This window comes from Enterobacter sp. BIDMC109 (genome assembly GCF_001037885.1).
In the GTDB taxonomy this organism is placed as follows: domain Bacteria; phylum Pseudomonadota; class Gammaproteobacteria; order Enterobacterales; family Enterobacteriaceae; genus Enterobacter; species Enterobacter hormaechei_C.
The window spans coordinates 2,756,888-2,774,906 of sequence record NZ_KQ090002.1 but is presented as its reverse complement, the minus strand read 5'-3'; the positions used below and the strand labels follow the sequence as shown (position 1 = coordinate 2,774,906).

General features: G+C 55.4%; 16 protein-coding genes and 1 pseudogene. 8 read left to right on the top strand and 9 right to left on the bottom strand.

Going from position 1 to position 18,019, the window contains the following annotated elements; translation table 11 throughout:
* The 6 genes and pseudogenes from SK62_RS22930 to ssuE form a co-directional block, all read right to left on the bottom strand.
* Positions 1-124: pseudogene (locus SK62_RS22930) on the bottom strand (IS481 family transposase); the annotation flags it as partial.
* A 102-nt stretch (positions 125-226) separates the two neighbouring features.
* On the bottom strand, positions 227-997 hold the full coding sequence (gene ssuB, locus SK62_RS13230; RefSeq protein WP_015570909.1) for an aliphatic sulfonates ABC transporter ATP-binding protein: 771 nt from the start codon (positions 995-997) through the stop codon (positions 227-229).
* On the bottom strand, positions 994-1,785 hold the full coding sequence (gene ssuC / locus SK62_RS13225) for an aliphatic sulfonate ABC transporter permease SsuC (RefSeq protein ID WP_003858185.1): 792 nt from the start codon (positions 1,783-1,785) through the stop codon (positions 994-996). Before ssuC ends, ssuB begins: the two co-directional genes overlap by 4 nt.
* Positions 1,786-1,794: 9 nt before the next feature.
* The gene (gene ssuD, locus SK62_RS13220; protein WP_017384817.1) at positions 1,795-2,940 is read right to left on the bottom strand and encodes an FMNH2-dependent alkanesulfonate monooxygenase; all 1,146 of its coding nucleotides are present in this window, start codon (positions 2,938-2,940) and stop codon (positions 1,795-1,797) included.
* Positions 2,937-3,899: a sulfonate ABC transporter substrate-binding protein gene (locus SK62_RS13215; protein WP_023303399.1), complete on the bottom strand. Its 963-nt coding sequence runs from the start codon at positions 3,897-3,899 to the stop codon at positions 2,937-2,939. Before SK62_RS13215 ends, ssuD begins: the two co-directional genes overlap by 4 nt.
* Positions 3,892-4,467 carry an NADPH-dependent FMN reductase gene (gene ssuE, locus SK62_RS13210; RefSeq protein ID WP_047719335.1) on the bottom strand — a complete coding sequence of 192 codons (576 nt, stop codon included), beginning with the start codon at positions 4,465-4,467 and terminating at the stop codon, positions 3,892-3,894. Before ssuE ends, SK62_RS13215 begins: the two co-directional genes overlap by 8 nt.
* A gap of 249 nt (positions 4,468-4,716) precedes the next feature.
* On the opposite strand from ssuE, the gene pyrD reads away from it, so the two are divergent.
* Complete coding sequence (gene pyrD / locus SK62_RS13205; RefSeq protein ID WP_047719336.1) at positions 4,717-5,727, top strand: quinone-dependent dihydroorotate dehydrogenase; 1,011 nt, start codon at positions 4,717-4,719, stop codon at positions 5,725-5,727.
* A gap of 166 nt (positions 5,728-5,893) precedes the next feature.
* Positions 5,894-6,436, top strand: a complete 543-nt coding sequence (zapC, locus tag SK62_RS13200) for a cell division protein ZapC (protein WP_015570906.1) — start codon at positions 5,894-5,896, stop codon at positions 6,434-6,436.
* Here zapC and SK62_RS13195 read toward each other — a convergent pair.
* Positions 6,433-7,542, bottom strand: a complete 1,110-nt coding sequence (locus SK62_RS13195) for a YcbX family protein (protein WP_017384813.1) — start codon at positions 7,540-7,542, stop codon at positions 6,433-6,435. The genes zapC and SK62_RS13195 overlap by 4 nt on opposite strands.
* Positions 7,543-7,640: 98 nt before the next feature.
* On the opposite strand from SK62_RS13195, the gene rlmKL reads away from it, so the two are divergent.
* The 6 genes from rlmKL to rmf all read left to right on the top strand — a co-directional run bounded on the left by rlmKL (position 7,641) and on the right by rmf (position 15,566).
* Positions 7,641-9,749 carry a bifunctional 23S rRNA (guanine(2069)-N(7))-methyltransferase RlmK/23S rRNA (guanine(2445)-N(2))-methyltransferase RlmL gene (rlmKL, locus tag SK62_RS13190; protein WP_032620367.1) on the top strand — a complete coding sequence of 703 codons (2,109 nt, stop codon included), beginning with the start codon at positions 7,641-7,643 and terminating at the stop codon, positions 9,747-9,749.
* Positions 9,750-9,761: 12 nt separating this feature from the next.
* A complete protein-coding gene (locus tag SK62_RS13185) occupies positions 9,762-11,669 on the top strand; it encodes an ABC transporter ATP-binding protein (protein WP_047719337.1) in 1,908 nt (635 codons plus the stop codon).
* Between the two features lie 13 nt (positions 11,670-11,682).
* Entirely contained in the window at positions 11,683-12,936 is a 1,254-nt protein-coding gene (gene pqiA, locus SK62_RS13180) for a membrane integrity-associated transporter subunit PqiA (RefSeq protein ID WP_017693685.1), read from the top strand.
* A 4-nt stretch (positions 12,937-12,940) separates the two neighbouring features.
* Positions 12,941-14,581: an intermembrane transport protein PqiB gene (pqiB, locus tag SK62_RS13175; protein WP_048249601.1), complete on the top strand. Its 1,641-nt coding sequence runs from the start codon at positions 12,941-12,943 to the stop codon at positions 14,579-14,581.
* A complete protein-coding gene (gene pqiC, locus SK62_RS13170; RefSeq protein ID WP_017384809.1) occupies positions 14,578-15,144 on the top strand; it encodes a membrane integrity-associated transporter subunit PqiC in 567 nt (188 codons plus the stop codon). Before pqiB ends, pqiC begins: the two co-directional genes overlap by 4 nt.
* 254 nt (positions 15,145-15,398) lie before the next feature.
* Entirely contained in the window at positions 15,399-15,566 is a 168-nt protein-coding gene (gene rmf / locus SK62_RS13165) for a ribosome modulation factor (protein ID WP_003858162.1), read from the top strand.
* A gap of 71 nt (positions 15,567-15,637) precedes the next feature.
* On the opposite strand, the gene fabA is transcribed toward rmf, so the two are convergent.
* Both fabA and SK62_RS13155 read right to left on the bottom strand, forming a co-directional pair.
* Entirely contained in the window at positions 15,638-16,156 is a 519-nt protein-coding gene (fabA, locus tag SK62_RS13160; protein ID WP_000227926.1) for a bifunctional 3-hydroxydecanoyl-ACP dehydratase/trans-2-decenoyl-ACP isomerase, read from the bottom strand.
* Between the two features lie 68 nt (positions 16,157-16,224).
* A complete protein-coding gene (locus SK62_RS13155; RefSeq protein ID WP_017384808.1) occupies positions 16,225-17,985 on the bottom strand; it encodes an AAA family ATPase in 1,761 nt (586 codons plus the stop codon).
* Positions 17,986-18,019 lie beyond the last annotated feature (34 nt).

Below are 18,019 nucleotides of genomic sequence, written 5' to 3'. Positions count from 1 at the left end.
CAGGGGAAATGCCGTAGTGACGGCAGAGGGAACGGATGTTCGCCCCGTCCTGCGAGGCGAACAAAACAAACTCGGTACGTAATGACATGGTATCTCTCGCATCCCAGGGCATAAGCGACTCCATAAACGGGTTCTTATGCCTTAGTTGTAAGTGTCTACCATGTCCCCGAACAAGTGTTCACTATGTCCCCGGACCGTACAGTGGGAGAGGGCCGGGGTGAGGGCATCAGGCATTAGCCTTTATCCGCTGAATCTCCGCTTCCCCACGTTTCATCACCCGATCCAGTACTTCGGCTTCCAGTTCCGCCAGTCTGGCCGATCCCACGCGGCGAGGACGTGGAATATCTACCGTCAGATCCAGACCAATTTTACCTTCTTCTATTAACAGCACCCTGTCTGCCATTGCCACGGCTTCACTGACATCATGCGTCACCAGCAGCACCGTAAAGCCGTGCGTCTGCCAGAGGGTTTCAATCAGATCCTGCATCTCGATCCGCGTCAGGGCATCAAGCGCGCCGAGCGGTTCATCAAGCAGCAACAGGCCGGGACGGTGAATCAGCGCGCGTGCCAGCGCTACGCGCTGCTTTTGTCCACCCGACAGGGCCGCAGGCCACTCTCCCGCGCGATTCTCCAGCCCTACCGCAGCGAGTGCCTGCCGGGCGTCCTCCCGCCAGCTGCCCTTCAGGCCCAGCCCGACGTTATCCATCACCGTTTTCCACGGCAGCAGACGCGCGTCCTGAAACATCATGCGCGTATCATCCTGAATCGTGGCCAGCGGCGTAGTGCCTGCCAGAATGTCACCGCTGTTTGGCGCTTCCAGCCCGGCTAAAAGACGCAGCAGGGTACTCTTGCCGCCACCGCTGCGGCCGACAACAGCCACAAACTGTCCGGCAGGAATATGCAGATCCAGTGCATTCAGAATGGTGTTGTCGCCGTAGCGTTTGGTCACGCCGTTCAGCAGTAACGGTGTTCCCTGGTTCAGTCGTGCAGTATTCATGCTTTCGCCTCCTGAGCGGTGTAGGCCGGGTTCCAGCGCAGCCAGCTACGTTCCAGCCACTGGGCGCTGACGTCCGCAAGTTTGCCGAGCAGGGCATAAAGGATAATGGCAACCACCACCACGTCCGTTTGCAGGAACTCGCGGGCGTTCATCGCCAGATAACCAATGCCGGAGTTAGCCGAAATGGTTTCCGCCACGATCAGGGTTAGCCACATCAGGCCGAGCGCAAAACGCACCCCAACCATAATGGAGGGCAGGGCGCCCGGCAGGATCACATGGGTAAACAGGGCAAAACCTGACAGGCCATAGCTGCGGGCCATCTCCACCAGACCGCGATCGATATTACGGATCCCATGCCAGGTATTGATATAAATCGGGAATAACGTTCCCAGCGCCACGAGGAAAATTTTGGCGCTCTCATCAATGCCAAACCACAGGATAACCAGCGGAATAAGCGCCAGATGCGGCACGTTGCGCAGCATCTGAACGGAGGTATCCAGCAGCCGCTCACCCCAGCGTGACAGGCCGCTGATCAGCCCCAGCGTCAGGCCGATGCTTCCGCCAATCGAAAAGCCAATTACCGCGCGCCAGGAGCTGATGGCAAGATGTTGCCACAGCTCACCGCTGGCGCTTAGCGACCAGAACGCTTCCACAACGCCCTCCGGAGAGGGCAAAATGCGGCTCGACAGCCAGCCAGTTGAAGACGCCAGTTGCCAGACGAGGACAATGCCGACGGGCAGAAACCACGGCGCGGCGCGCAGCAGCCATTTTTGTGCGGTTGCAGACATGGTGGCTCCTTAGCTTTGCGCGACTTTTCTCGGGATAAACGCGTTCGCCACGGCTTCGCCCTGCAACTGAAGCTGACGTGGCTGCGGAATTTCCGGGATAGCGACATCCAGATGCGGGAACAGCAGTTCACCCACCTTGTACGCCTCCTCCAGATGTGGGTAGCCAGACAGGATAAAGCTGTCGATCCCCAGCGCCGCGTATTCATTAATGCGTGCCGCTACGGTTGGACCGTCGCCGACCAGTGCCGTGCCGGCACCGCCGCGCACCAGACCTACCCCGGCCCACAGGTTCGGGCTGATCTCAAGATTTTCACGCTTGCCGTTGTGCAGGGAAGCCATCCGATGCTGGCCCACGGAGTCGGTTTTGGCAAACGCCGCCTGTGCTTTAGCGATAGTGTCGTCGTCCAGATGAGCGATCAGACGGTCGGCGGCTTGCCAGGCCTCGTCGTTGGTTTCACGTACGATCACGTGCAGGCGAATACCAAAGCGTACCGTACGGCCATGTTCTGCGGCTTTAGCGCGTACCTGAGCAATTTTCTCTTTCACCAGCTCCGGTGGCTCGCCCCAGGTCAGATAGAGATCGACCTGCTCAGCCGCCAGCTCCTGCGCCACGTCCGACGATCCGCCGAAATAGAGGGGAGGGCGCGGCTGCTGTACCGGCGGGAAGTAGAGCTGTGCATCGCGAACGTGGATATGTTTCCCTTCGAAGGTGACGGTTTCCCCTTCCAGCAGACGTCGCCAGACGCGGGTGAACTCTGCGGAGGCTTCATAGCGCTCGGTATGATCGAGAAAGACGCCATCGCCCGCCAGCTCCTGCGGATCGCTGCCCGTCACCAGGTTGAACAGCGCACGGCCATTGGAAAGCCTGTCCAGCGTTGCCGCCTGACGCGCCGCGACGGTGGGCGACACCACGCTCGGGCGCAAGGCTACCAGGAATTTCAGACGCTGGGTGACGGGGATCATTGACGCGGCAACCAGCCACGCATCCTCACACGAGCGGCCCGTCGGGATCAGTACCCCGGTAAAACCGATGCGGTCTGCCGCCTGGGCGATCTGCTGTAGATAGCCGTGATCGACCGGGCGGGCACCTTCTTCTGTGCCAAGATAGTGTCCATCACCGTGGGTGGGTAAAAACCAGAAAAGATTCAGACTCATGATTTTTTTCCTTCAATGCCAGCGGGTTGCCAGATGCGTTCGCGAATATTCACCTGCTTTGGAACCAGGCGGTTTTGATAAAAGAGGTCTGCCGTTTGCTGCTGGAGAGCGGCAACGTGGGCGTCAACCGGTGCTATGGTGGTGGGAGGACGGTGGTCAAGATAGGTGGCGATCACCGGTTCAGGCAGGCCCATGGTTTTTGCCAGCAGCGTGATGCTCTGCTGACGCTGGCTTTGGGTCAGCGCATCGGCCTGAGAGAAGGTATCCAGCACCTGCTGAATAAATGCGCCATTTTTCTCAGCGTAAGGACGTGCCGCCAGGTAGAACGAACCGGTCTGCTTCAGGGTGGTGCCGTCTTTCAGCACCCGCACACCGCCCTGCAACAGTGCGGCGGAGTAGTACGGATCCCAGATAGCCCAGGCATCAACATTTTTTTGCTGAAACGCCGCGCGCGCATCGGCAGGCGTCAGGTAAACGGGCTGGATATCGGTGAATTTAAGGCCGGCCTCCTGCAACGCGCGCAGCAGCAGGTTGTGCGAGCTTGAACCTTTCTGGAAAGCAACCTTATGGCCTTTGAGGTCGGCGACGCTTTTGATCTCGCTGTTTTCCGGCACCAAAATAACCTCTGCCTTCGGCTTGGCGGGCTCAACGCCAACGTAAACCAGATCCGCCCCGGCAGCCTGCGCAAAGATTGGCGGGATATCGCCGGTGCTGCCTAAATCAATACTCCCGACGTTCAGCGCCTCCAGCATCTGTGGTCCGGCAGGGAACTCGACCCATGAGAATTTGGTCTCCGGGAAACGCTTCTCAAGCAACGCATGGCTTTTCGCCAGCACCATGCTGACGCTGCCTTTCTGATAACCGATACGCAGGCTCTCCGGCGCTTTCTCCGCCGCCTGAGCCAGCGACGCCACTGCCAGCAGACCTGCCAGCCCGATACGGGTAACTGTTTTAAACATGCGCCACTCCTTGTGATTGATGAAATGCTGCCGCGTGGCGATCCCGACGGTTCAGGGCGTGCCAGAAGGTTTCGAGCGCACTGTCGAGGCGGGTTTGCAGATTCGGCGTGAAATGGGGTTTATGCTGGTAGTCGATTACCAGTGAGTCGTCAGCGAAGACGCCATGCAGGATCTCCTGCGCTTTCAGCGCGTTCAGAACCGGCTTGAGGGCATAATCCACCGCCAGTAAATGAGCTACCGTACCGCCTGTGGCCAGCGGCAGGACGACCTTACCGTCCAGCGCGCGTTCGGGCAGCAGATCGAGCAGCGTTTTCAGTGCGCCGGAAAAAGAGGCTTTATAAATCGGTGTCGCGACGACCAGCCCGTCAGCACTCTTAAGTTGTTCGATCAGGGTTTTCAGCGCCGGGCTGTCGAAACGGGCGTAGAGCAGATCTTCAGGCGCGAAATTGTGCAAATTCCAGTGACACACTTCGACATCCAGAGCATTAAGCTTTTCGCGAGCGTATTCCAGCAGTGCGCTGGAGCGAGAGGGGAAGCGCGGGCTTCCGGCCAGGGTAATGACGCGCATGGTTGCTCCTTATAACTAATTGTTTGCTTTTATCTAACATTCATAACAATTTTCAGGAGTGTGACATTGCGTGGTTATTCCACTAAATGATTTATCCTCAGGATGAATGCAGAAAAATGCATAAGAAGCGAACCGATAAGTAAACGATTGCGTTTTACGTGGCTTTTTTTGCCACAGGTCAATTCCCTTTCCGGGCGGAATCGCACATAATCCCCTCCCGGTTTGCACACCGGGAATCCAGGAGAGTTCATGTACTACCCCTTCGTTCGTAAAGCCCTTTTCCAGCTCGATCCTGAGCGCGCTCATGAATTTACATTTCAGCAGTTACGCCGTATTACAGGAACGCCTCTGGCCGCGCTGGTGCGTCAAAACGTGCCGGAAAAACCAGTTCAGTGCATGGGCCTGACTTTCAAAAATCCACTGGGCCTGGCGGCCGGTCTGGACAAAAATGGCGAATGCATTGATGCACTCGGTGCGATGGGCTTTGGCTCGATCGAAATCGGGACGGTGACGCCGCGTCCGCAGCCGGGAAATGACAAGCCACGTCTGTTTCGCCTGGTTGAAGCCGAGGGGCTGATCAACCGCATGGGCTTTAATAACCTTGGCGTCGATCATCTGGTTGAGAACGTTAAGAAAGCCCATTTTGATGGCGTGCTGGGTATTAATATTGGCAAAAATAAAGACACGCCGGTCGAGCAGGGTAAAGATGACTATCTGATTTGTATGAAAAAAGTCTATGCCTATGCCGGTTATATTGCGGTGAATATATCTTCGCCTAACACCCCAGGGCTGCGTTCATTACAATATGGCGAAGCGCTCGACGATCTTCTTAGCGCCATTAAAAATAAACAAACGGCGCTACAGGCGATCCACCATAAATATGTTCCGGTCGCGGTTAAGATCGCCCCGGATCTTTCGGCAGAAGAATTGATCCAGGTTGCCGACAGTTTAGTTCGCCATAATATTGATGGTGTGATTGCAACCAATACAACACTCGATCGCTCTCTCGTTCAGGGAATGAAAAACTGTGACGAAGCGGGTGGATTAAGTGGCCGTCCGGTACAATTAAAAAGCACCGAAATTATTCGCGCACTCTCCGCAGAATTAAAAGGTCAGCTGCCGATTATTGGCGTGGGTGGCATTGACTCTGTCATCGCTGCACGTGAGAAGATGGCGGCAGGTGCATCGCTGGTGCAAATTTATTCCGGCTTTATTTTTAAAGGGCCGCCGCTGATTAAAGAAATCGTCACGCATATCTAATCTTTTCTCTTAATCAGACAACCAGGGCTTTATTTCCAGCCCTGGTTGTTTTATATTCCGTCATTGTTGCTTATTTAAACATTATAGTCTTTTATTACTAGTGTTATAAGCGAAGCGGCAAACAGGACATTTTTAGTACAGGACGTTTAGGGGACGGGAGAGAAACATGCGAATTAAACCTGACGATAACTGGCGCTGGTATTTTTGTGACGAGCATGACCGTATGATGCTCGACTTAGCCAATGGCATGTTGTTTCGCTCTCGTTTTGCGCGCCGAATGTTAACGCCAGACGCGTTTGCTCCCTCAGGCTTTTGCGTTGACGACGCTGCACTCTATTTCTCTTTTGAAGAAAAATGCCGCGAGTTCGATCTCTCCAAAGAACAGCGCGCTGAACTGGTACTAAATGCGCTGGTGGCGATCCGTTTCCTGAAACCGCAAATGCCGAAAAGCTGGCATTTTCTCGCCCACGGCATGTGCTGGACCCCGGCTATCGGCGATGCGGCGAGCGTCAATCTGAGCGATACCGAAGAAGAGGTGAATTTGCTGGTGGTTGAACCCGGTGAAAACGCTGCGCTCTGTTTGCTGGCCCAACCCGGCGTGACCATTGCCGGGCGAGTTATGCAGTTAGGTGATGCCATCAAAGTGATGAATGACAGGCTGAAGCCACAGCTGCGCGTTGATTCCTTCAGCCTTGAACAGGCAGTTTAAGCTTCCAGCTGTACGGATGTTTTCGGGACACAGCTACAGCACAGGATCGTGCCGTCACTGCCAATCGCAGATTTCTTCAGGGCACTTACTTCACCATCGACCAGTTTAATGCGACAGCATCCGCAAATCCCCGCGCGACAGGAATACGGTACGCGGATACCTGCCTGTTCCAGCTGTTCCAGTAGCACCTGCTGATTGTTACCACGGATAACTTTGCCTTCCCAGTGAATATCCACCGCGGAAGCGACGTTGGTGACAACGTCAACCATCTCTTCTTCCTGACCTGCGCCGTACACCCTGGCAGGCCCGCGGGTGAGAATTTCGACCTCGTCGCCCACGCGGATCACGCCGCTGGAGCGGGGGATCAGGTTCTGGCCGAAGTCGACATCGCCGTTATCCTGCGCGGTACGAAATGACTGCAAGGTTTTCAGCGGTTCGCCGGAAGGGTGTTTCTGGCCTTTCTCCGGGCTGACGGTGGTAAAAATACAGCGGCTGCACGGCTTCACGACATCAAAAATAACGCTGCCGATGCGGATCACTTTCCAGGTATCTTCATCCCAGGCATTCGCTCCGGTCACCACCAGATTCGGGCGAAATTGCTCCATCTGCACGCTGGCTTTGCAACGGTTTTGTAAATCACGCAGCGAGGCCTCGCTGGTCAGAAGGAAGGGAAAACCATCCGCGAAGGAGAGAGGAACCGCATCGTGGCGCTTCACGCGACGGGTCAGCGCAGGCCCAACCCAGCGCAGCTGAACGTCACGGGAGAAAAAGCCGCTCAGCCACTGGTTAATGTTATCCGGCGCGATACGCGCGGTAAAATGATTGCCCCACACTTCCGTTGGCGCATCAAGCGGCGCAAAATCAGCAAAGCGGATCACGACGCTTGAACCGTCCGGCGCAGTCAAATGCAGCCCGTCATGAAGCGGGGAAGGGGTAAAGCGAACCATCTGCGGGAACTGACGTGCGGTGATAAACGTACCGTCAGGCTCGGTGACCATAAAAATACGATCAAAGGCGAATCCGCTCATATCGGCCAGCGCGTGAGAGACGCCGATGCCGCGCATGGATTTCACCGGATGAATAAAAAGCCTGGATAACGTCGCCACTGCACACTCCCGCTAAAGAAAATAAGCCTTCAACTTTATGACATACACGCCATATTAGCTATAATGCGCGACAATTTTCTATGAGTAAAAGTGACGATATGAATTCTCTGTTTGCCAGTACGGCCCGTGGGCTGGAAGAGCTGTTAAAAACTGAACTGGAAGCCCTGGGCGCGAAAGAGTGCCGGGTGGTTCAGGGTGGTGTCCATTTTGAGGGCGACACGCGGCTTATTTACCAGAGCCTGATGTGGAGCCGTCTGGCGTCGCGCATCATGCTGCCGATGAAAGAGTGCAAGGTCTACAGCGATCTTGATCTCTACACCGGCGTACAGATGATCGACTGGACAGAGATCTTCACCCCGGACGCTACCTTTGCGGTGCATTTCAACGGCGTCAACGATGAGATCCGCAACAGCCAGTATGGTGCCCTGCGCGTTAAGGATGCCATTGTGGACTGCTTCACGCGTCGCAATAAAGAACGTCCGAACGTTGACCGTGAAAACCCGGATCTGCGTATCAACGTCTGGCTGAACGGCGATACGGCCAGTATTTCCCTGGATCTGAGTGGCGCAGGCCTGCATCTGCGCGGCTATCGCGATCGCACCGGGATGGCGCCGATCAAAGAAACGCTGGCTGCCGCTATCGTGATGCGCTCCGGATGGCAGCCAGGTACGCCGCTGCTCGATCCGATGTGCGGTTCCGGTACGCTGCTGATTGAAGCCGCGATGCTGGCCACCGACCGTGCGCCAGGGCTGCACCGCGGCCACTGGGGCTTCAAAGGCTGGGCGCAGCACGATGAAGCCATCTGGAAAGAGGTCAAAGACGATGCGCAGACCCGCGCCCGTAAAGGGCTGGCGGAGTACACCTCTCACTTTTACGGTTCGGACAGCGACGCACGGGTGATTGAACGCGCGCGCAGCAACGCCCGTCGTGCCGGTATCGGCGAGCTGGTGACCTTCGAGGTGAAGGACGTGGCGAATCTGACCAATCCTCTGCCAAAAGGCCCGTACGGTACGGTGATCAGCAACCCGCCGTATGGTGAGCGTCTGGACAGCGAGCCGGCGCTGATTGCACTGCACAGCCTGCTGGGCCGCAACATGAAAGCGCATTTCGGCGGCTGGAACCTCTCCCTGTTTAGCGCCTCGCCGGAGCTGCTGAGCTGCCTGCAATTGCGTGCCGATCGCCAGTTCAAAGCGAAAAACGGCCCGCTGGACTGCGTGCAGAAAAACTACCATCTGGCAGAGGTAGCGGCGGATAGCAAACCGTCAGGCGTGGCGGAAGATTACGCCAACCGCCTGCGCAAAAACCTGAAGAAATTTGAGAAGTGGGCGAAGCAAGAAGGCATCGAATGTTATCGCCTGTACGACGCTGACCTGCCCGAGTACAACGTGGCGGTTGACCGCTATGCGGACTGGGTGGTGGTTCAGGAATACGCCCCGCCGAAAACTATCGATGCGCAAAAAGCGCGTCAGCGTATGCTGGATGTGATTGCGGCCACCATCGCCGTACTCGGCATTTCGCCAAACAAGCTGGTGCTGAAAACCCGTGAGCGTCAGAAAGGTAAAAATCAGTATCAGAAGATGGGCGAGAAAGGCGACTTCCTCGAAGTGGGCGAATATAACGCGCGGCTGTGGGTTAACCTGACCGACTACCTTGATACCGGCCTGTTCCTCGATCACCGTATCGCCCGCCGCATGCTGGGCCAGATGAGCAAGGGCAAAGACTTCCTGAACCTGTTCTCCTATACCGGCAGCGCCAGCGTTCATGCGGGGCTTGGCGGTGCGCGTAGCACCACCACGGTAGATATGTCCCGGACTTATCTGGAGTGGGCAGAGCGCAACCTGCGTCTTAACGGCTTAACCGGCCGTCAGCATCGCCTGTTACAGGCCGACGTGCTGGGCTGGCTGCGCGATACCGACGAGCAGTTTGACCTGATCTTTATCGATCCGCCGACCTTCTCTAACTCCAAGCGTATGGAGGATAGCTTTGATGTTCAACGCGATCACCTGCGCCTGATGACCGACCTGAAGCGTCTGCTGCGTAAAGGCGGCACCATTATGTTCTCAAATAACAAGCGCGGATTCCGCATGGATCACGACGGCCTGGCCGAACTGGGACTGAAAGCACAAGAAATCAGCCAAAAAACGCTGTCTCAGGACTTTGCCCGTAACCGTCAAATCCACAACTGCTGGCTGATCTCCGCGGTCTGAAAGGAAAAATAAATGTCTTTAATTAGTATGCACGGCGCGTGGCTCTCTTTCAGCGACTCACCGCTTCTCGATAATGCAGAGCTGCATATCGAAGATAACGAGCGCGTCTGTCTGGTGGGCCGTAACGGCGCAGGTAAATCGACGCTGATGAAAATCCTCAACCGTGAGCAGGGGCTGGATGACGGCCGTATTGTTTACGAGCAGGATCTGATCGTCTCTCGTCTGCAACAGGATCCGCCGCGTAACGTCACCGGCAGCGTGTACGATTTTGTGGCCGAAGGGATTTCAGAGCAGGCGGAATACCTCAAGCGTTACCACGAGATTTCGCATCTGGTGATGACGGACCCGAGCGACAAGAATCTCAACGAGCTGGCAAAAGTGCAGGAGATGCTCGATCACCACGGTCTGTGGCAGCTGGAAAACCGCATTAACGAAGTGCTGGCCCAGCTTGGCCTGGAAGCGGATATGGAGCTGTCGGCGCTCTCCGGCGGCTGGCTGCGTAAAGCGGCGCTGGGTCGTGCCCTGGTGAGCGGGCCTAAGGTGCTGCTGCTGGACGAACCGACGAACCACCTGGATATCGAAGCGATTGACTGGCTGGAAGGGTTCCTGAAAACCTTTAACGGTACCATTATCTTCATCTCCCACGACCGTTCGTTCATCCGCAACATGGCCACGCGCATTGTCGATCTTGATCGCGGCAAGCTGGTGACCTATCCGGGCGATTACGATACCTATCTGCTGGAGAAAGAAGAAAACCTGCGCGTGGAAGAGCTGCAAAACGCCGAGTTCGACCGCAAGCTGGCCCAGGAAGAAGTATGGATCCGTCAGGGCATTAAAGCGCGTCGTACCCGTAACGAAGGGCGCGTTCGCGCCCTGAAGGCGATGCGCCGCGAACGTAGCGAACGCCGCGAAGTCATGGGTAGCGCCAAAATGCAGGTGGAAGAGGCGTCCCGCTCGGGCAAGATTGTCTTCGAAATGGAGAACGTGAATTATTCGGTTGACGGCAAAGTGCTGGTGAGCGATTTCTCCGCTCAGGTTCAGCGCGGCGACAAAATTGCGCTGATCGGCCCGAACGGGTGCGGTAAAACCACGCTGCTGAAACTGATGCTCGGTCAGCTCCAGGCCGACAGCGGTCGTATCCACTGCGGTACCAAACTGGAAGTGGCGTACTTCGACCAGCACCGCGCCGAGCTGGATCCAGACCGTACGGTGATGGATAACCTCGCCGAGGGTAAACAGGAGGTCATGGTTAATGGCAAGCCGCGTCACGTGCTGGGCTACCTTCAGGACTTCCTGTTCCACCCGAAACGCGCTATGACGCCGGTGCGCGCGCTGTCCGGGGGAGAACGTAACCGTCTTTTGCTGGCGCGTCTGTTCCTGAAACCCAGTAACTTATTGATTCTCGATGAACCGACTAACGATCTGGATGTCGAAACGCTGGAACTGCTGGAAGAGTTGATTGATGGTTATCAGGGAACCGTAATGCTGGTCAGCCACGATCGTCAGTTTGTCGATAACACCGTGACCGAGTGCTGGATCTTCGAAGGCAAAGGGCGCATCGGGCAATATGTGGGCGGCTATCATGACGCGCGTGGACAGCAATCGCAGTCGCTGGCGCAAAAACAGGCGAAGACCAAAAATGTCGCTGAACCTGTTGTTGCAAAGGCAGAAACTGTCAAAAAGTCTCCTGCTAAAATGAGTTATAACTTGCAGCGCGAGCTGGAAGGGCTGCCGCAGCGTCTGGAAGAGCTGGAAGCTGCACTGGAAGCACTGCAAATCCAGGTCGCTGATGCGTCATTCTTTACGCAGCCTCACGACTATACTCAGAAAGTATTGGCTGAACTCTCCCAGGCTGAACAGGCGCTGGAAGAGGCATTTGAGCGCTGGGAGTACCTTGAGTCTCTGAAAAACGGCGCATAAACAGGGATAATCTATGTGTGACCAGCACCATGCCGATCGGCATATATTATGCTCGCAATGCGATATGCTCGTGGCGTTGCCAGAGCTTGGTCACGGACATAAGGCTGCCTGCCCGCGCTGCGGCGCTACGCTGACGACCGAGTGGGACGCGCCAAGGCAGCGTCCTACGGCTTATGCGCTGGCAGCCTTATTCATGTTACTGCTCTCCAATCTCTTCCCTTTCATCTATATGAAAGTGGGCGGGATGACCAGCCAGGTGGATTTACTGGAAATACCAGGCGTGATGTTCTCGGAAGATTACGCCAGCCTTGGCACCTTCTTTCTTCTTTTCGTGCAGATCGTCCCGGCTTTTTGCCTGGTCGTCATTCTGCTGCTGGTCAACCGCGTCAGGATGCCCACTGTCCTTAAAATCAAACTCGCGCGGATCCTGTTCCAGTTGAAAAGCTGGGGGATGGCGGAAATTTTTCTCGCGGGTATCCTGGTCAGCTTCGTGAAGCTGATGGCCTACGGCGATGTGGGGATTGGCAGCAGCTTTATTCCGTGGTGTCTGTACTGCGTGCTACAACTGCGCGCGTTCCAGTGCGTGGACCGACGCTGGGCCTGGGACGATATTGCCCCGGCGCCGACGCTCTCGCAGACGGTAAAGGTGGGCGTACCGGGTATCCGTCAGGGGCTTCGCTCCTGCTCGTGCTGCACCGCCGTGCTGCCCGCGGATGTCGAGGTGTGCCCGCGCTGTGAAACAAAAGGTCACGTCCGGCGTAAAAATAGCCTGCAATGGACCATGGCGCTGCTGGTGACCTCTGTCATGCTCTATCTGCCCGCCAATATCTTGCCGATCATGATCACCGATCTGCTCGGCGACAGAATGCCCTCGACCATACTGGCCGGGGTGATTTTGCTGTGGAGCGAGGGGTCATACCCTGTGGCAGGCGTCATATTCCTCGCCAGTATTATGGTTCCGACCTTAAAGATGATTGCCATTGCCTGGCTTTGCTGGGATGCAAAAGGGCACGGTAAGCGAGACAGCGAGCGTATGCATCTGATTTATGAAGTCGTGGAATTTGTTGGCCGCTGGTCGATGATTGACGTGTTCGTGATTGCGGTTCTCTCAGCGCTGGTGCGTATGGGGGGGCTGATGAGTATTTATCCCGCTATGGGAGCGCTGATGTTTGCGTTGGTCGTCATTATGACCATGTTTGCGGCCATGACCTTCGACCCTCGTTTATCGTGGGATCGTGAGCCCGATTCAAGCCATGAGGAAGAGTAAGAGCATGGAAAATAAGAGTGGAGAGGCTAAAGTGCAGAAGGTCAGAAACTGGTCGCCGGTGTGGATTTTCCCCATCGTGACCGCGCTGATCGGTGCATGGATCCTGTTTTATCATTACAGCCATCAGGGACCGGAAGTCACGCTAATTACCACCAATGCAGAGGGGATTGAGGGCGGAAAAACCACCATCAAGAGCCGCAGCGTGGATGTGGGTGTCGTGGAAAGCGCGACCCTGACGGATGATTTAACCCATGTTGAAATCAAGGCCCGCCTGAATGCCGGCATGGAAAAACTGCTCCATGAAGATTCTGTTTTTTGGGTAGTGAAACCGCGGGTCGGGAGAGAAGGGATCAGCGGCTTAGGAACGCTATTGTCAGGGGCCTACATCGAACTCCAGCCCGGCAACAAAGGCGCCCAGCCAGCAAACTATCAGCTGCTGGATTCACCGCCGCTTGCGCCACCGGATGCAAAAGGGATCCGCGTTATTCTGGACAGCAAAAAAGCGGGCCAGCTCTCGCCGGGCGATCCGGTACTGTTCCGTGGATATCGCGTCGGTTCGGTTGAAACAAGCACCTTCGATCCGCAAAAACGGACCATCAGCTATCAGCTTTTTATCAATGCGCCTAATGACCGCCTGGTGACCAGCAACGTTCGCTTCTGGAAAGACAGCGGGATCGCGGTGGATCTGACCTCTGCGGGGATGCGCGTTGAGATGGGTTCACTCACCACGCTGTTTGGTGGGGGCGTCAGTTTTGATGTGCCGGAAGGTATCGATCTGGGACAACCGGTGGCGGAGAAAACCGCCTTCAGGCTGTTTGACGATCAAAAAAGCATTCAGGATGCGCTCTATACCGATCACATCGACTACCTGATGTTCTTTAAGGACTCTGTACGCGGCTTGCAGCCTGGGGCGCCAGTTGAGTTCCGGGGTATCCGTCTGGGGACCGTGGGACAAGTGCCTTACTTTGTTCCGGGACTCAAGCAGATGCTTGATGATGATTATCGTATTCCGGTGCTGATCCGCATTGAGCCTGAGCGTTTGATTAACCAGATAGGCGAGGACCAGGATATTGGGGAGCATATCAGCGATCTGATGAATCGCGGTCTGCGTGGCTCGCTGAAAACTGGCAACCTGGTCACAGGGGCGTTATATGTCGATATGGACTTCTATCCAAAAGCGCCACCAATGACGGGGATCCGTGAATTTGGCGGCTACAAAATTATTCCTACGGTCAGCAGTGGCCTGGCGCAGATCCAACAGCGCCTGATGGAAACGCTGGATAAGATCAACAATCTGCCGCTGAATCCAATGCTTGAGGCCGCGACGGGATCACTGCATCAGAGCCAGGCGACGATGCAACGTCTGCAAACCACGCTGGATAATATCAACAAGATCACTGCCAACCAGTCCATGCAGCAGCTGCCGCAGGATATGCAGAAAACGTTGCGCGAACTGAATCGCAGTATGCAGGGCTTCCAGCCGGGCTCAGCGGCTTACAACAAGATGGTGGCGGATATGCAACGTCTTGATCAGGTTTTACGCGAGCTACAGCCCGTTCTGAAAACGCTCAATGAAAAGAGCAACGCGCTGGTGTTTGAAGCGAAAGACAAAAAGGATCCTGAGCCTAAGAGGGCGAAACAATGAAAAAATGGCTAATCATCGCAGGCGCACTGGTATTAACGGCCTGTAGCTCTGGAAGCGATAACAAAAGCTACTACCAGTTGCCGTTAAGCGCGCAATCCGGTGCGCAGAGTAGCACCTCGCAGGGCAGCCGTCTGCTGTGGGTTGAACAGGTTGCCGTGCCAGATTATCTGGCGGGCAACGGGGTGGTCTACCAGACCAGCGATGTGCAGTACGTTATCGCCAACAATAACCTGTGGGCCAGCCCGCTGGATCAGCAGCTACGCAATACGCTGGTGGCGAATCTGAGCAGCCAGCTTCCTGGTTGGGTAGTCGCCTCGCAGCCTCTGGGAAGCGATCAGGACACTCTGAATGTTAACGTGACGGGATTCCATGGCCGCTATGATGGTGCGGTTGTTATCAGCGGGGAGTGGCTCTTGAATCATCAGGGCCAGTTGATTAAGCGTCCTTTCCATCTGGAACTGAAGCAGCAGAAAGATGGCTATGACGAAATGGTGAAAGTGCTTGCGCAGGGGTGGGCACAGGAGTCGGCTGCTATCGCAAGAGAGATTTCCCGGCTGCCATAAGTAAAATTCATCGACGAAAGCCGCACTCAGCTTCTTGCTGATTGCGGCTTTTTTTTCGTTTTATGTTCAGTTTGTTACTTGTCCCGCGTCACATTTTTTGTACAAACGATCTTCCATGTAGCTCACAAATATGACACCCGTATGAATTTTGAACGTTGACGCTGACGCTGATTCGGGGTATTCGTTAACTGTGCTTGCACATATTGCAATCACTGTTTTCTTTCCACCAGACAAAAGAATGAGGGAAACGAGGCATGAAGAGACAGAAACGAGATCGCCTGGAAAGGGCTCATCAACGTGGTTATCAGGCTGGCATCGCCGGACGTTCAAAAGAAATGTGTCCCTATCAGGCCCTGAATCAAAGGTCCCAATGGCTAGGGGGCTGGCGAGAAGCCATCGGAGACAGGGCAGTACTTGCTTGATACCGTCTCTTTAAAAAGAAACCTCCGCAATGCGGAGGTTTCGCCTTTCTGGAAGGGGCTAAATGCCGTTATCAGAAAGCGGAGGTATCCTGGAACAGACCCACTTTCAGGTCGTTCGCGGTATAGATAAGACGACCATCTACCAGCACTTCACCGTCCGCCAGGCCCATAATCAGGCGGCGGTTAACGATGCGTTTGAAATGGATACGGTAGGTGACTTTCTTCGCGGTAGGCAGAACCTGACCGGTGAATTTCACTTCGCCTACGCCCAGCGCACGGCCTTTGCCTTCACCGCCAAGCCAGCCCAGATAGAAGCCAACCAGCTGCCACATGGCATCGAGGCCCAGGCAGCCAGGCATTACCGGATCGCCAATAAAGTGGCAACCGAAGAACCACAGGTCCGGGTTGATATCGAGTTCTGCTTCTACGTAACCCTTATCAAAGTTGCCGCCGGTTTCGGTCATTTTCACGACACGGTCCATCATCAGCATATTTGGGGCCGGTAACTGCGGGCCTTTCGCACCAAACAGTTCACCGCGACCAGAGGCAAGAAGGTCTTCTTTAGTATAGGATTCGCGTTTATCTACCATGTTCTCAGTAAGCCTTATTTTAGTGAAGGACGCAGGATAGCTAACACGTGTACGCTGAACAAGTCCGATCAGTTAGCACTAAACCAACTTAACCAGCGTAACGGCCACGGATAACGATGACGAGCATCCTGCTGTGTCGCCTGAGCTATACGTTCCTGAATGGTCTGCATCAGGGTTGTCTGGCCTTCGCCGTCCCAGACCAGGTTTGTCAGTAAGGGTAGTGCATCCTCAACTCCTTCGATGGCCCAGACGGCGAATTGTTCCTGCTCTACCGCATCCAGAATCGCCTGGCTCAGGCTCAAATGGCGAGCGTTAGGCGCCGGAATAATCACGCCCTGTTTGCCGTTTAAACCGCGCTGCTGGCAGATAGCGAAGAAGCCTTCGATTTTCTCATTCAGTCCACCCACCGGTTGAGCACGACCAAACTGATCCACGGAACCGGTAATCGCAATATTCTGATTAATCGGTACGTCTGCAAGCGCGCTGATCACGGCGCACAGCTCTGCCATCGAGGCGCTGTCGCCGTCGACTTCACTGTAGGACTGCTCAAAGGTCAACGAGGCAGAGAAGGGGATCTGCTGCTCCAGCTGAAGTTCAGACATCAGGAATGCCTGCATGATCATCATGCCTTTGGCATGAATGTTTCCGCCCAGTTCGGCCTTGCGTTCGATATCGGTAAATTCGCCGTCACCAATGTGCACGACACAGCTGATACGGGAAGGCTCGCCAAAGGCGCGCGGGTGTCCGGGGAACTCGATGACGGACAAGGCGTTGATTTGCCCGATACGTTCGCCTTCGGTCTCCACCAGAATCTGTTCCAGCAGAATTTCATCCTGCATACGGTCAGCAAGATAACCTTCACGCCATTCACGCTGGGCCAGCATCTGGCTAAGCTGCTCACCAGTAAACGGACCGTTGCCGCTGATAACGCCCACTTCACGCAGCTGTTTACCGATCCAGAGCGGGCAGAGCGGCAGGGTTTCCTGATCGCCAGTGTAGCGTACGGCCTCGCGGATTAAGCCCGGCCACGCATCCTCGGCAGGCGAGGGCAGCGCGAAACGTTCCGCCACGGCCATAACCCACTGACACCACTGCGCCATGTCATCGGCATCGGCGATCTGAATATTGTCTTCAAATTCACTGTAAACCGCCTGCTCCGCGAGTTCTGGCTCCATTTCCTGGAAATCAGCCAGAGATTCACGGTCACCCGTCAGCACGACGGTCAGCGACAGCGGCATAGACGGAATGGAAACAGGCAGCGGACGTGAATCGTCGTAGCCTATCCAGTCAAAACGTTGCTGCATCACCACCGTTTTCAGGCGCATCCACAGCAGAGGCTGTGCGAGCAGGGTGCGAAGGGAGATGAGCAACACACCACCGTTCGCGCGGTGTACCAGACCGGGTTGCAGTGACACATCGCCATTGAACTGACGAAGGCAGCCGAACAGCTGTTCTGCTTCCACCCAGTTGGCGGTGATCACTTCGCCTTTTGCAGCGAATTGTCCGTCTGCCTGCGTGGCAGGTTCGAAGGTCACGTCACGTCCGGCAATATGATACTGACCACCAAAAACGGCATTCGTTTTTGGATGCAACTGGCGCATGGCATCACCGAGAAGCGTCAGATACTCGGCTTCTTCCGGGGCTTTGAGCAGCATGAAAGGAGATGTAGCCCATGGGGATGACATCTGTTCCAGCGCGTAATGCAAACGCGGTTGTGTATCGCTAAGTATGAATTCGTGTTCTTTTGTGAGGTCTGGCTGTGCAAACAGCTCCTGATAGCTCTCGGTATCCGGAACCAGGTCACGCCATGCAAGTTTCGTAATGGTCAAAGTTGATGTTTTTTAGTCAGAAGTAAAACCGTGG